The sequence below is a fragment of the Brevundimonas huaxiensis genome (genome assembly GCF_014218725.1).
GTDB classification, from domain to species: domain Bacteria; phylum Pseudomonadota; class Alphaproteobacteria; order Caulobacterales; family Caulobacteraceae; genus Brevundimonas; species Brevundimonas huaxiensis.
The window spans coordinates 920,400-934,563 of the sequence record NZ_JABBJE010000001.1; the positions used below are offsets into that span (position 1 = coordinate 920,400).

General features: G+C 67.1%; 15 protein-coding genes. 10 read left to right on the forward strand and 5 right to left on the reverse strand.

Translation table 11 applies throughout. The features are described from left to right. Positions 1-36 precede the first annotated feature (36 nt). Genes HF680_RS04670 through HF680_RS15960 form a run of 5 tightly spaced genes read left to right on the forward strand, consistent with a single transcriptional unit; the run spans position 37 to position 4,595 of the window. Positions 37-2,256 carry a S9 family peptidase gene (locus HF680_RS04670; protein WP_185224211.1) on the forward strand — a complete coding sequence of 740 codons (2,220 nt, stop codon included), beginning with the start codon at positions 37-39 and terminating at the stop codon, positions 2,254-2,256. A gap of 5 nt (positions 2,257-2,261) precedes the next feature. Further along, a complete protein-coding gene (locus tag HF680_RS04675; protein ID WP_235968866.1) occupies positions 2,262-2,819 on the forward strand; it encodes a GNAT family N-acetyltransferase in 558 nt (185 codons plus the stop codon). Between the two features lie 39 nt (positions 2,820-2,858). Continuing rightward, the gene (locus tag HF680_RS04680) at positions 2,859-3,185 is read left to right on the forward strand and encodes a hypothetical protein (protein ID WP_185224212.1); all 327 of its coding nucleotides are present in this window, start codon (positions 2,859-2,861) and stop codon (positions 3,183-3,185) included. 57 nt (positions 3,186-3,242) lie between these two features. Further along, positions 3,243-4,064 carry a hypothetical protein gene (locus tag HF680_RS15955; RefSeq protein ID WP_235968827.1) on the forward strand — a complete coding sequence of 274 codons (822 nt, stop codon included), beginning with the start codon at positions 3,243-3,245 and terminating at the stop codon, positions 4,062-4,064. A gap of 33 nt (positions 4,065-4,097) precedes the next feature. Continuing rightward, a complete protein-coding gene (locus HF680_RS15960; protein ID WP_235968828.1) occupies positions 4,098-4,595 on the forward strand; it encodes a hypothetical protein in 498 nt (165 codons plus the stop codon). 1 nt (position 4,596) lies between these two features. On the opposite strand, the gene HF680_RS04690 is transcribed toward HF680_RS15960, so the two are convergent. The 4 genes from HF680_RS04690 to tpiA all read right to left on the reverse strand — a co-directional run bounded on the left by HF680_RS04690 (position 4,597) and on the right by tpiA (position 7,883). Further along, entirely contained in the window at positions 4,597-4,761 is a 165-nt protein-coding gene (locus HF680_RS04690; RefSeq protein ID WP_165116665.1) for a hypothetical protein, read from the reverse strand. Between the two features lie 98 nt (positions 4,762-4,859). Beyond that, positions 4,860-6,512, reverse strand: coding sequence for a CTP synthase (locus HF680_RS04695; RefSeq protein WP_045811188.1), 1,653 nt, complete (start codon positions 6,510-6,512; stop codon positions 4,860-4,862). A 122-nt stretch (positions 6,513-6,634) separates the two neighbouring features. Continuing rightward, positions 6,635-7,066 (reverse strand): preprotein translocase subunit SecG, encoded by a 432-nt coding sequence (gene secG / locus HF680_RS04700; protein WP_055753529.1) that lies wholly within the window; start codon positions 7,064-7,066, stop codon positions 6,635-6,637. 64 nt (positions 7,067-7,130) lie between these two features. Then, positions 7,131-7,883, reverse strand: coding sequence for a triose-phosphate isomerase (tpiA, locus tag HF680_RS04705; RefSeq protein WP_185224213.1), 753 nt, complete (start codon positions 7,881-7,883; stop codon positions 7,131-7,133). Positions 7,884-8,023: 140 nt separating this feature from the next. Between tpiA and HF680_RS04710 the strand changes: the two genes are divergently transcribed. Together HF680_RS04710 and trpE are read left to right on the forward strand one after the other, a co-directional pair. Next, complete coding sequence (locus HF680_RS04710) at positions 8,024-9,931, forward strand: peptidylprolyl isomerase (protein ID WP_185224214.1); 1,908 nt, start codon at positions 8,024-8,026, stop codon at positions 9,929-9,931. After that, a complete protein-coding gene (gene trpE / locus HF680_RS04715; protein ID WP_185224215.1) occupies positions 9,928-11,445 on the forward strand; it encodes an anthranilate synthase component I in 1,518 nt (505 codons plus the stop codon). The genes HF680_RS04710 and trpE overlap by 4 nt, the downstream gene beginning before the upstream one ends. On the opposite strand, the gene HF680_RS04720 is transcribed toward trpE, so the two are convergent. Beyond that, positions 11,442-11,645, reverse strand: a complete 204-nt coding sequence (locus tag HF680_RS04720; RefSeq protein ID WP_055809137.1) for a hypothetical protein — start codon at positions 11,643-11,645, stop codon at positions 11,442-11,444. The genes trpE and HF680_RS04720 overlap by 4 nt on opposite strands. Before the next feature lie 88 nt (positions 11,646-11,733). Between HF680_RS04720 and HF680_RS04725 the strand changes: the two genes are divergently transcribed. The 3 genes from HF680_RS04725 to trpC are packed head-to-tail and all read left to right on the forward strand — an operon-like array spanning position 11,734 to position 14,155. Then, positions 11,734-12,324, forward strand: coding sequence for an anthranilate synthase component II (locus tag HF680_RS04725; protein ID WP_185224216.1), 591 nt, complete (start codon positions 11,734-11,736; stop codon positions 12,322-12,324). Positions 12,325-12,326: 2 nt separating this feature from the next. After that, positions 12,327-13,364, forward strand: coding sequence for an anthranilate phosphoribosyltransferase (gene trpD / locus HF680_RS04730; RefSeq protein WP_185224217.1), 1,038 nt, complete (start codon positions 12,327-12,329; stop codon positions 13,362-13,364). Next, positions 13,361-14,155 carry an indole-3-glycerol phosphate synthase TrpC gene (gene trpC / locus HF680_RS04735; protein ID WP_185224218.1) on the forward strand — a complete coding sequence of 265 codons (795 nt, stop codon included), beginning with the start codon at positions 13,361-13,363 and terminating at the stop codon, positions 14,153-14,155. The genes trpD and trpC overlap by 4 nt, the downstream gene beginning before the upstream one ends. Positions 14,156-14,164: the final 9 nt, after the last annotated feature.

The window sequence follows — 14,164 nt, forward strand, 5'->3', positions numbered from 1 at the left end:
TCAAGGTCCGCCCTTCAAACAAGCAGGGAGCGTCCGATGAATCGTCGGCAACTGATCATGTCCACGGCGGCGACCGCCCTCGCCGTTTCGGCCTCCCCCGCGCTCGCCCGTCAGTCCCCCGGATCCACGATGCCTCAACCGCCCGTTGCCAAAAAAATCCCTGTCGTCATCGAACAGTTGGGCCGCACCCGGACCGACGACTATCAATGGATGAAGGACGACAATTGGCAGGCGGTCCTGCGCGATCCGACCCTGATCAAGGCCGAGGTCAAGGAACACCTGACCGCCGAGAACGCCTACCGCGAGGCCATGATGGCCTCCACCCTGCCCTTGCAGGAGACGATGTTCAGCGAGATGCGCGGCCGCATCAAGGAAGACGATAGCTCGGTTCCGGCGCCGGATGGCGGCTGGAACTACTACGTCGAATACCAGACCGGCGATCAGCACCCCCGCTACATGCGCGTCGAGCGTCAGGGCACGTGGATGGTCAATGGTCAGCCGGTGACGAAAAACTTTGTCATGGCCCCGACGCCCCAGCTGCTGCTGGACGCCAACGAGCTAGCCAAAGGCAAGGCCTATTCGGAAGTGTCCGCCGCAAGCCACAGCCCGGATCACACGCTGTTCGCCTATGCCGAGGACGCCCAGGGTTCCGAGGTTCACAAGATCTACGTCAAGGATCTGGCGACAGGCGAGGTGCTGCCTGAAGTGATCGACAGCGCCACCGGCGACTTCGTCTTCTCGCCGGACAGCCAGTGGATCTTCTGGACTAACCGCGACGACAACGGCCGTCCGGACAAGATCTTCCGTCGCCCGGCGCGCGGCGGCGCGACCACCCTGGTCTATGAGGAAGCCGACGACGGCATGTTCATCGGCGTGGGCCGCACCGCCGACGACCAGTTCATCGTGATCGGCATTCAGAACCAGGAAACGTCGGAGGCGCGCTACATTCCCGCCGCCACGCCGACGGCCGAACCCGTCGTGCTGGAGCCGCGCGTGGTGGCGACCCGCTATGACGTCGATCACTGGGGCGACCGCTGGGTAATCCGCACCAATGCGGACGACGCCATCGATTTCAAGATCGTCCAGGCCCCGACCGCGACGCCGGCCAAGGCGAACTGGACCGATCTGGTGCCGCACACGCCGGGCCGCTTCATCGAAGGCCTGGATCTGACGAACGCCCATCTGGCGCGTCAGGAACGCGCAGACGCCAACACCCGCATCATCATCCGCGACCGGGCCGGCGCCGAGCATGAGATTGCGGTGGACGAACCGGCTTTCGCCCTCTCGCTGGCCGGCGCCTCCGAATATGAGACGACGACCACACGCTACACCTACAATTCGCCGTCCACGCCGACGCAGACGTTCGACTACGACATGGCGTCGCGCGAGCGGACCCTGCGCAAGACGCAGCAGATTCCGTCTGGTCACAATATCGAAGACTATGTCGTCGAGCGGCTGAACGCGCCCGCCTCGGACGGTCAGTTGGTGCCAGTCACGGTGCTGCGTCGCAAATCGACGCCGGTCGACGGTTCGGCGCCCCTGCTGCTCTATGGCTACGGCTCCTACGGCATCCCCATGCCGGCCAGCTTCTCGACAAACCGGTTGTCGCTGGTGGATCGCGGCTGGATCTACGCCATCGCCCATATTCGCGGCGGATCGGACAAGGGCTGGGGCTGGTTCCTCGACGCCCGGAAGATGACGAAGAAGAACACCTTCACCGACTTCATCGCTTCTGCGGAACACCTGATCGACAAGAAGTACGCCGCGGCCGGAAACATCGTCGCTCAGGGCGGATCGGCGGGCGGTCTGCTGATGGGCGCGGTCAACAATATGCGGCCCGACCTTTGGGCCGGGATCATCGGTCAGGTGCCGTTCGTGGACGTGATCAACACCATGTCTGACACCTCCCTGCCGCTGACGCCGCCGGAATGGCCCGAGTGGGGCAATCCGATCGAGGACCCGGCCGCCTACGACTACATGATGAGCTACAGCCCCTACGATCAGGTCGAGCCGAAAGCCTATCCGGCGGTGCTGGCGACGGGTGGCCTGTCCGATCCGCGCGTCACCTACTGGGAGCCGGAGAAGTGGGTCGCCAAACTGCGACCCGCCACCACCTCTGGTAAGCCTGTGCTGCTGAAGATCAATATGGAGGCCGGTCACGGCGGCGCGGCCGGACGGTTCGACTATCTGAAGGAAGTCGCCCACGACTACGCCTTCGCCGTCTGGGCTATCGACAAGGGATGGGAGCAGGCGTGAGCGGACTGACGGTTCGCGACGCCCGTCCCGACGACATTGCGGCGATCACGGCCATCTATGCAGAAAGCGTCGCCAATGGGCGCGGCACCTTCGAGCTGGAAGCGCCCGACGAGATCGAAATGGCGTTCCGGCTGGCCGGGGTCGAAGCTCTCGGCCTGCCGCGGCTTGTGGTCGAGATCGAGGGCGCGATCGCGGGCTATGCCTACGCCGGGCCGTTCCGCACGCGTCAGGCCTATCGCTACATGGTCGAGGACTCCATCTACGTCGCGCCTTGGGCCCGGGGGCGCGGCGTCGCCGGCGTCCTGCTCGATGCGTTGATCCTTCGGTGCGAAGTGATGGGTCTTCGTCAGATGGTCGCGGTCATCGGTGATGCGGAGAACGTCGGCTCAATCGCCCTGCACCGAACGCGCGGCTTCACCGACGCCGGCGTGTTCAAGGCGGCCGGCTGGAAGCACGACGACTGGCGCGACGTGGTGTTCATGCAGCGGGCGCTAGGCGACGGCGGCGCGACAGCGCCCGACGCCCCGGGTCTGCCCCTTGTCGACAAGAAGCCGCTGCGCTGACGCATTGCGGCGCCGTGACCCGACGCCTATCCTGACGCCGTGAAGATCGTTCAATCCCTGTTGCTGCTGATCGGCGCCCTGTCGGTGCTGGCGCTCGGCGCGGTCGGCGCCTCGGCGTCGCCGGCGACCGCCGCGCTCTGCCATCAGACGGGTCAGTCTTCGCCCGACCAGACCCCGAACCAAGCGCCCAAGGCCATGAAGGCGATGATCTGCTGCGTCGCCTGCGTGGCGACGCCCACTCTGGCCCCTGCGCCGGTTTCCCGTTTGACCCTGTCGCCGTCGCGCGTCGTCGCTGTTCCGGCCGCTCTGCCGGCCGGTCGCCTGCTGGCGCCGGACCCCGGACCACCCCGCCTCCTGATCGTCTGACACATCTCGCGCCCCTCGCAGGGCGCACTCCGTCAAGATCATCAGAGGAGGCCTTGAATGGCTATCCGTACTCTCGTCGGCGTCTGCGCCGGCGCTTCCCTGCTCGCCCTGGCTCAGGCCGCGGCGGCGCAGGATCACTCCCACCACGCGTCGACCAAGCCCGCTGCCGATCCGCACGCAGGTCACGACATGCCCATCTCATCTGACGAACCCATGGCGGATCACGCCAGCATGGGTCACACGATGACCAGCCCCTACGGCCCCTGGCCCATGAGCCGCGACGCCTCCGGCACAGGCTGGCAACCCGACGCCAGCGAACACGGCGGCATCCACAGCGTCCGTGGCGACTGGATGGTGATGACGCACGCCATGCTGAACCTGGTCTATGACACCCAGTCCGGGCCTCGCGGCGGCGACAAGACCTTCGTCGCCGGCATGTTGATGACCTCGGCGCGGCGCGATTTCGACGACGGTTCGAAACTGAACCTGCGCGCGATGCTCAGCCCCGATCCGCTGATGGGCAAGTCCGGCTATCCGCTGCTGCTGGCGGCGGGCGAGACGGCGGACGGCGTCAATCCGCTGGTCGATCGTCAGCACCCCCACGACCTCTTCATGGAGCTGTCAGCCAGCTACTCGAAGCGTCTGTCGGACAAGGACAGCGTCTATGGCTACATTGGCCTGCCCGGCGAGCCCGCTTTCGGCCCGCCCGCCTTCATGCACCGCATGAGCGCGATGGACAGTCCCGAGGCGCCGATCACCCACCACTGGCTGGATTCGACCCATATCGTCTTCGGCGTGACGACCCTGGGTTGGGCGCACGACCGGTTCAAGATCGAGACCTCGGCCTTTAAGGGTCGTGAGCCGGACGAGGAACGCTAGGGCATCGATTCGCCCCGGCTCGACAGTTGGTCGGTGCGGGCTGCCTGGAATCCGAGCGATCAATGGTCGCTGCAGGCCTCCTACGCCGATGTCTCCGCGCCGGAACAGCTGGAGCCTGACGAGGACGAGACCAAATGGTCGGCCAGCGCCATTCATACGCGGCGACTAGGCGAAGGCGGCTGGTGGTCCTCGACCCTGGCCTGGGGTCGAAAGACTAACGACCACGGCGAATCGAAGGACGGCTGGTTGCTGGAATCCGCCGTCCACCCCAACGACCGCTGGACCGTCTTCGCCCGCGCCGAGCGGATCGAGACGGATGAACTGGTTCCCGGCGTCGGCGGCGGCCACGGCCCGCTCTATACGGTCGGAAAGGCCTCGGTCGGCGTGGTCCGCGACTGGCGGATCGCCGAACACGTCCGTTTCGGTCTCGGCGGTCTCTATGCCATGAATCGCGTGCCGACGGCGTTGGAGCCGCTGTACGGCGGCGATCCCGACGGGGCGATGCTCTTCGTGCGGCTGAAGATCGACTAATCTAGCTCAAGGCCTGTCCGGCTTCGGCCGGGCGGGCCGGCGGCTGGTCCAGAAGGCGCAGCGCTTCATAGCCGACCAGGACCACGCCGAGCACGAGCATCAGCGCTCCGGCGATCAGCACCAGGCGTACGTGCCGGTGCAGGTGATAAAGCAACTCGCCGATCATCGACGGTCCCGCCGCATTCGGATCGTGCCAATTCGATCCGTTCCGGACAGTCTACTGCAAAACGCGGACCCGATGGAGTCCGTGAGAACCGCGTTCCGTCAGACGAGGCGGCTCTGCACCACGGCCGCGCCGATGAAGCTGGCGAACAGCGGATGCGGCGCGAACGGACGGCTCTTCAGCTCGGGGTGATACTGAACGCCGATGAACCAGGGGTGGTCGGGGCGTTCGACCGTTTCGGGCAGCACACCGTCGGGCGACAGGCCGGCGAAGACCAGTCCGCCCTTCTGCTCGATCGCCTCGCGATAGTTGATGTTGACCTCGTAGCGGTGGCGGTGACGCTCACTGATCGCGGTCGAGCCGTAGATCTCGGCGATCTTGGAACCGGCAGCCAGAGTCGAATCATAGGCGCCCAGCCGCATCGTGCCGCCCAGGTCGCCGCCCTGCTGACGCAGGACGCGTTGATTGCCCTGGGTCCATTCGGTCATCAGGCCGACGACCGGCTCGGCGGTCGGGCCGAATTCGGTGGACGAGGCCTTGGGATAGCCGGCCAGGTTCCGCGCCGCCTCGATCACCGCCATCTGCATGCCGAAACAGATGCCGAAGTAAGGGATGTTGCGCTCACGGGCGAAGCGGGCCGCCTCGATCTTGCCTTCCGAGCCACGCTCGCCGAAGCCGCCCGGCACCAGAACGGCGTGCGCGCCCTGAAGACGCTCCTCACAGGCCTCGGGATCGCCTTCGAAGGTGTCGGCCTCGACCCAGTCGATGTTGACCTTGACGTTGTTGGCCACGCCGCCGTGATGCAGGGCCTCGATCAGCGACTTATAGGCGTCCTTCAGGACGGTGTACTTCCCGACCACGGCGATGGTGACTTCGCCGTCGGGCTGCAGGCGGCGACGCGCGATCTCTTGCCAGCCGGTCAGATCCGGCTCGGGCGCATCGTTGATGCCGAAATGCGCCAGCACTTCGCGGTCCAGACCCTCGCGGTGATAGTCCAACGGCACGGCATAGATGTCGGCGGAGTCCATCGCCTGGATGACGCCGCTTTCGCGCACGTTGCAGAACTGGCCGATCTTGCGCTTTTCCTCAGCCGGGATCGGCTGCTCGCAGCGGCACAGCAGGATGTCCGGCTGAATGCCGATGGAGCGCAGTTCCTTCACCGAGTGCTGGGTCGGCTTGGTCTTCATCTCGCCGGCCGTCTTGATGAACGGCAGCAGCGTTAAGTGGACGAAGCAGCTCTGGCCGCGCGGGAGGTCTTGCCCCAACTGGCGGATCGCCTCGAAGAAGGGCAGGCCCTCGATGTCTCCGACCGTGCCGCCGATCTCGACCAGCACGAAGTCGACGTCTTCGCCGGCATCGGTCAGGGCGGGCGTCAGGCAGAAGGATTTGATCTGGTCGGTGACGTGCGGAATGACCTGCACCGTCGCGCCCAGATAGTCGCCGCGACGCTCCTTCTCCAGAATGGTCGAATAGATGCGGCCGGTCGTGATGTTGTCGGACTTTGCCGCCGACACGCCGGTGAACCGCTCGTAGTGGCCCAGGTCCAGGTCGGTCTCGGCGCCGTCGTCGGTCACGAAGACCTCGCCGTGCTGATACGGGCTCATCGTGCCCGGATCGACATTCAGATAGGGATCGAGCTTGCGCAGACGGACCTTGTAGCCGCGCGCCTGTAACAGAGCGCCGAGAGCGGCGGAGGCGAGGCCTTTTCCTAGCGAGGAAACCACGCCGCCGGTGATGAACACATAGCGAGCCATGGGGGGACACCTTACTCCATGATTCGCGGCTCGGTCATGCCGCCGTCGAATCGAACTGTTGATCAAAAGAAGAAAGCGCGCCCTGCGGCGCGCTTTCTGAAACTCGGGTCTCTGTCGGAGCCTTACTGGGCGGGCTGTTGGGCCGGCGCCGGAGCGGTGGAGGCCGACGGCAGGCTGGCTTCCAGATCATCCAGCGAAGGCGTCGCCGGCTTGGCCGGCGCAGCAGGCTGTTGCTGGGCGGGCTGCTGCGTCTGGGTCTGCGGCGTCGTGGCCAGCGAACCCACGGCCTCGGCGTCGATGCCGGACACCGAAGCGCGGTCCATATTGCCGACCACCGTCAGAATGATCGTCAGGGCGAACAGCGCGGCCGCGAGCCACCAGGTGGTGACGGTCAGAAGATTGCCGGCCCCGCGTGCGGTCATGAAGCCCGACGGACCGCCGCCCATGCCCAGGGCGCCGCCCTCGGACTTCTGAAGCAGGACAATGCCCGTCAACGCGATGGCGACGATGATGATGGCGACGAGCAGGATGGTCTGGAGCATGGCGTCATTCATGTGGGCGCGGATCTGCGCCGATCAAGCGGCGGCCTCTATCATCGAAGCGCGCCAGGGGCAAACGTCACGCGGCGGCGTTGACGATCGGCATGAAGTCCTCGGCCTTCAAGGACGCGCCGCCGACCAGGGCGCCGCCGACTTCCGGCGTAGCCAGAATGTCGCGCGCATTCTCGGGTTTGACCGAACCGCCATACAGAATGGGCGCGGTGCGAGCGCCGTCTCCCAGCTTTGCGACGATGGCGGCGCGCACGGCGGCATGCACCTCGGCGATCTGGTCCAGTGTCGGGGTCAGGCCCGTCCCGATGGCCCAAACGGGTTCATAGGCCACTGCGAAATCGCGCTCGGCCAGGCTCGATGGCAGCGAGCCCGCGACCTGGTCCGACACCACGGCGATGGCGTCGCCCGCTTCCCGCTGCTGCAGTGTTTCACCGACGCACACGATGGGCTCCAGCCCGGCGGCGATGGCGGCCTCGACCTTGGCGGCGACGACCGCATCGGTCTCACCGAACGCAGAGCGGCGTTCGGAATGTCCGAGAATCACGAAGGTCGCGCCGGCGTCGACCAGCATTTCGGCCGATACCGAGCCGGTGAAGGCGCCGGCGGCCTTCTCATGGCAATCCTGACCGCCCACGGCCACGCCGCTGCCCGCCAGGGCGGACTGCATGCGGTCGATCAGCGTCGCCGGCGGGCACAGCACCACACGGCAGCCCTGCCCCGTCGTGCCGACGGCGTCCCTGATCGCCTCAGCCTGCGCCAGGGCGGCCGAGACGCCGTTCATCTTCCAATTGCCGACGATCATCTTCACGGATTGTTTCATGGCCGCCTGTCTAGAAGGCGAAAACCGCCAAGCCAAGAGGCGCCGCCGCAATCCGGACACGAAGCCATCCTTGCAGCGGCGGCCCCGGCCCGACTATACGCGACGATTGACGCCAATATCGGCCAGTCCCGGGTTTTCGAATGCTCACCGCCTTCCGCGCCTTCTCTCGATCCAAATGGGCGGCCGCCCTGCTTGTCCTGATCGCGATCAGCTTCGTGATCGTCGGCGCGCGGATGGATGTCTTCTCCAACCTGGGACCGAAGCACGTCATCGACGCAGGCGACCGCTCGATGAACGAGGCCGAGTTCCGCACGGCCTTCGATCAGGTGCGTGAGCGGCTACAGCAGCAGGTCGGCCGTCCCCTGACCAACCAGGAGTTGGTTGCGGAAAACATCCACGTGCGCTTCCTGACGGAGCAAACGCAGCAACTGGGCTTCCTGAACTGGGCCTACAAGGCCGGCATCCGCCCGGGCAAGGAACTGATCGTCAAGCAGATCCGCCAGATCCCGGCCTTCTTCAACTCGGTCACCGGCCAGTTCGACGAGCAGGCCTATGAGGCGGCTCTCGCGCAGCAGAACCTGACGCCCGCCATGCTGGAGCAGGACCTGCGCGACCAGTACGCCACGGAGCATTTCGGCGCCGCCGTCTTCGCCGGCGCCCGCGTGCCGCGCATCTATGGCGCGCTGCTGGCCGGATCCGCCTTCGAAAGCCGCGACGGTCGTTGGTTCGAGGTGACCCCGGCGATGGCCGGACAGGTGCCCGCCCCGACCGACGCCCAGTTGAACGCCTTCATCCAGGAGAACGCCGACCGCTTGCGCGCGCCCGAGTTCCGCATGGTGTCGGTGGTTCTGTTCACGCCTGAGGCTTCGGCCAATGCGCCGATCTCGGAAGACCGCATCCGCGAGCGTTTCGAGTTCAAGAAGGACACGCTGAGCAAGCCCGAGACGCGGTCCTTCGTCACCCTGACCGCGCCGAACCGGGAGACGGCCCAGAAGATCGCCGCCGCCCTGCGTGCAGGCCAATCGCCCGCCGACGTCGGTCGCGCCAACAACATCACGCCGGCCGCCTTCAACGAGACCCCTCGCTCGGCGATCGGCGACGCCGCGACCGCAGCCGCCGTCTTCGGCCTGCAAGCCAATCAGGTGTCCAACCCGGTCCAAGCTGGTGTCGGCTTCGCCGTCGCCAAGGTCACGGCCGTTCAGCCCGCCGCGCCCGCCACGCTGGACAGTGCTCGCGAGGAACTGATCCAGGAACTGCGCGCCGAGGACGTGAAGACCCAGACCTACGCCAAGGTCGAGAAGTACGAAGCCGCCCGCACGGCCGGCAAGAACCTGGCTGACGCCGCGCGTGAGGCCGGCGGTCGCATCGTCGATCTGCCGCCCTTCACCAAGGACGGCAAACTGCCGAACGGTCAGGCGCTGAACGCCCCGCCGCAAATCTTCGAGACGGCCTGGAGCCTGACCAAAGGCGGCGAGAGCGACGTCATCGACGCCGGTCAGGGCCAGTATTTCGCCGTGCGCGTCAACGACATCCGCCCGTCGGCCCTGCCGACCCTGGCCGAAGTGCGCGAGCCCCTGGCCGCCCAATGGATCCAGCGGGAGACCATGCGTCGCCTGTCGTCCAAGGCTGAAGAGCTGACGACCCGTGTGCGCAATGGCGAAGACATCGCTGCGGTCGCCCGCTCGGTCAATGCGCCGCTGACCGTGCGCACCGGCGTCATCCGCAACCAGCAGACCCAGGAAGCCTTGGGTCAGGGCGTGCTTCAGGGCCTGTTCGGCCAGTCCAAGGGCCAGGCCTTCTCGCAGCCGGCGTCGCAGACCGCCTATGTGGTCGGCCGCGTCGACAACGTCCGCGCCGCCAGTCCGGCCGTAGCCGGTCCCCTGGCCGAGCAGGGCCGTCCGCGCCTGACTCAGGAGTTGGTCCAGGCCATGGTCGAATCGTCGGTCTCGGCGGGCGCCCAGCGCTCCAAGGCCAAGAACGACCCGGCTCAGGCGCTGTCGGCCCTGGGTCTGTCGAGTGGCGCAACGCCCGCCGCACCGGCGCAATGACCGACGACGCTTCGCGCGACCTCACGTTCGACGCCTTCGCCGCCGGCCTTTCGGCCGGTCGGCCGCAGGTCCTGGTTCGGCGGGTCATCGACGACCTGGAAACCCCGGTCTCGGCCTATTTGAAGCTGGGGCGCGATCGGCCGTACGCCTGTCTGCTGGAGTCGGTCGAGGGGGGCGCGGTCAAGGGACGCTACTCCATCCTGACGCTGAATCCTGATGTGGTCTGGCGTTGTCGCTCCAATACGGCGGAACTGTCGCGCGGCTCGGCTATAGCGGAGGGTCGCTTTACAGCTGACCCCCTGCCGGCGCTGCAATCGCTGCGCGCGCTGATCGCGGCGTCGAAGTTCGATCTGCCGGAGGGATTGCCGCCGATGGCCGCCGGTCTGTTCGGCGTCTTCGGCTACGACATGGTGCGCCTGCTGGAACCGCTGGGCGCGCCGAATCCTGATCCGCTCGATCTGCCCGACGCCGTGCTGACGCGGCCGTCGCTGGTGGCCATCTTCGATTCAGTCCGCCACGAGATCGTTCTGGTGTCGGCCGCCTATCCCGACGCCGGCATCGCCGCGCAAGAGGCGTTCGACGCCGCGACGGCGCGGCTGGACGCGTTCGAGACGGCGTTGCGCGAACCCCTGCCCGTCCGCGCCGCTCCGCAGCCAACGCCGCCTCCCGTCTTCACCTCGCCGGTGGACGAGCCGGCCTTCGGCGAGATGGTCGCCAGGGCCAAGGACTACATCGGCGCCGGCGACATCTTCCAGGTCGTGCTCAGCCATCGGTTCTCAGCCCCGTGGACGGACGATCCCTTCGCCTTCTATCGCTCGCTGCGTCGCCAGAATCCGTCGCCCTATCTGTTCTATCTGAACTTCGAAGGCTTCCAGCTCGCCGGCTCCAGCCCCGAGATCCTGGTTCGGCTGAAGGACGGCGAGGTCACGATCCGGCCGCTGGCCGGCACCCGCATGCGCGGCGCAACGCCAGAGGCGGACAAGGCGCTGGAAGTCGAATTGCTGGCCGATCCGAAGGAGCTGGCCGAGCATCTGATGCTGCTGGACCTGGGCCGCAACGATGTGGGCCGCGTCGCGGCGCCTGGCACGGTCGAGGTCACCGAGAGCTTCGTCGTCGAACGCTATAGCCAGGTCATGCACATCGTCTCCAACGTGCGGGGCAAGGCTGACCCCAGGCTGGATGCGGTCGACACGCTGCTGGCCGCCTTGCCCGCCGGCACCCTGTCGGGCGCGCCCAAGGTGCGCGCGATGGAGATCATCGACGAACTGGAAAGCGAAAAGCGCGGCGTGGGTTACGGCGGCGGCGTCGGCTATATTTCGGCCAGCGGCGAGGCGGACATCTGCATCACCCTGCGCACCGCCCTTTTCGCCGACGATCGGATCTTCGTTCAGGCCGGGGCCGGCGTCGTCGCCGACAGCGACCCTGCGGCCGAATATGCCGAGACCCAGCACAAGGCGCGGGCGCCGATGCGGGCGGCGGAAGACGCCTGGCGGTTTCGGACCGGCAATCGCTAGCGCGAAATCGTCATCGCCGGGTCGTTGAACTGCACGCCGGGGCCGATGATGACGACGCCCGCCATTAGAACCGCCGCAGTCGCTGCGAGCGCAGCTGCGCCAAGTGCGGCGACGGGGTTGGGCCTGGTTTCGACCACGACCAGCTTCGCCTTGGCGGCGGCGATCTTGGCGGCGATGTCTTTTTCAGCGGCGAGTTTCACCCGCCCAGTCCTAGTCCCGTCGAGTTAAAATGCGCTTTAAGGCCGCGCCCGCTTGGCGCGGACGCGCGTCACGCCTAGAAGCCAAGCCATGATCCTCGTCGTCGATAACTACGACAGCTTCACCTACAATCTCGTCCACTACCTCGCGGAGTTGGGCGCGCCGACGCATGTGGTGCGCAACGACGACCTGACGGTGGACGAGGCGTGGGCGCTGAACCCCGCCGCCGTTCTGCTGTCGCCCGGCCCGTGCGCGCCCGATCAGGCGGGCATCTGCCTGCCGTTGATCACGACCGCGCCAGAATCGATGCCGATCCTGGGCGTGTGCCTGGGTCATCAGGCCATCGGCCAGGCCTTCGGCGGCGACGTGATCCGCGCCAAGACCCTGATGCACGGCAAGACCTCGCCGATCCTGCATGAGGGCCAGAGCGTCTTCGCCGGCCTGCCCTCGCCCTTCACCGCCACACGCTATCACTCGCTGGCGGTCAGGCGCGAAACCCTGCCGGACGACCTGGAGGTCACCGCCTGGACCGCCGACGGCGAGATCATGGGTTTGCAACATCGCACCCGCCCGATCCACGGCGTGCAGTTCCACCCCGAATCCATCGCCACCGAACACGGTCACGACATGCTGGCCAACTTCCTCGAGATCGCCGGCGTAAAGCGCCTCGCGGCCGCCTGACCGTGGGCGACGGATTCAAGCCGATCCTCGCCCGGCTGGTCGAGGGCCATCCGCTGACGTCGCAACAGGCGCACGACTTCTTCGCCGCCTGCCTGCGCGGCGAGCCGACCCCCTCGCAGGTCGCCGCCGCCGTCACCGCCATGCGGATGCGCGGCGAGACCGTGGACGAGATCGCCGCCTTCGCGGGCGCCATGCGCGAGGCCGCCCTGACGCTGGATCATCCCTATGAGGTGATCGACACCTGCGGCACCGGGGGCGACGGTCAGCACACCTACAATATCTCGACCGCCGCAGCCCTGGTTCTAGCCGGAGCCGGTCTGAAGGTCGCCAAGCACGGCAATCGGGCGATGTCATCGAAATCGGGCTCTTCCGACGTCCTGTCGATCCTGGGCGTGAACCTGATGGCGTCGCAGGCGCAGCAGAAGAAGGCGCTGGACGAGGCCGGGATCTGCTTCCTGTTCGCCCCGGCTTATCACGGGGCGATGCGTCATGTCGGGCCGGTGCGGGCCGAGATCGGTTTTCGCACTGTCTTCAACCTGTTGGGACCGCTTTCGAACCCGGCGTCTGCAAGGCGACAGGTCATGGGCGTCTATGATCCGCGCCTGCTGGAGCCGCTGGCCGAGGTGCTGGGCCGGCTCGGCGCCACCCGGGCCTGGACCGTTCACGGCCAGGGCCTGGACGAACTGGCGACTTCCGGACCCACGGACGTCGCCGAATGGAAGGACGGCGCGGTTCGCCGCTTCCAGATCACGCCCGAGGACGCCGGCCTGCCGCGCGCCTCTATCACAGACATTCGTGGCGGCGACGCCGAGGAGAACGCCGTGGCCCTGCGCGCGCTTCTGGCCGGCGCGGCTGGTCCTTACCGCGACATCGTGCTGCTGAACGCCGCCGCCGCCCTCGTTGTGTCAGACCGCGCGACCGATCTGGCCGAGGGCGCCGCGCTCGCCGCTGCCGCGATCGACGACGGTCGAGCCGCCGAGGCGCTGGATCGCCTGGCCCGCATCACCTCCACACCGCTGGAAAGCGAAGAGCCCGCATGACCGACGTTCTGGACCGCATCGCCGCCTACAAGCGCGAGGACGTCGCCGCCCGCAAGGCAGCGACCTCGCACGACGCGATCGAAGCCCTGGCCCGCGCCGCATCGGCTCCGCGCGGCTTTCGCGCCGCCTTGGAACGTATAGGCGAGGAAACCGGTCGTCCCGCCCTGATCGCCGAAATCAAGAAGGCCAGCCCCTCAAAGGGCCTGATCCGGCCCGATTTCAATCCGCCGGCTCTGGCCCGCGCCTATGAGGCCGGCGGCGCGGCCTGTCTGTCGGTGCTGACCGATGGCCCCAGCTTCCAGGGCGACGACGCCTATCTGGGCCAGGCCCGCGAGGCCGTCGCCCTGCCCTGCCTGCGCAAGGATTTCCTGGTCGATCCCTGGCAGGTCGCCGAAAGCCGCGCCCTGGGCGCCGACTGCATCCTGATCATCCTGGCCATGGTCGATGACCGGTTGGCCGCCGAGCTGCTGTCGGAAGCCGGGCGGTTCGGCATGGATGCGCTCATAGAGACGCACGACGAGGAAGAAATGGCGCGCGCCTGTGCCCTCGGCGGCGATCTGGTGGGGGTCAATAATCGCTCGCTGCGCACGTTCGAGGTCGATCTGGAAACCACGGAGCGGCTGTCGATGCTCAGCCCCGTTCGGGCTCTGCTGGTCGCCGAGAGCGGCATCTTCACGCCCGAGGACGTGGCGCGGGTTTCGGCCGCGCATGCCCAGGCGATCCTCGTCGGCGAGAGCCTGATGCGGCAGGCCGATGTCGAGGCGGCGACCCGTCAGTTGCTGGCCACCTGACCGACACGC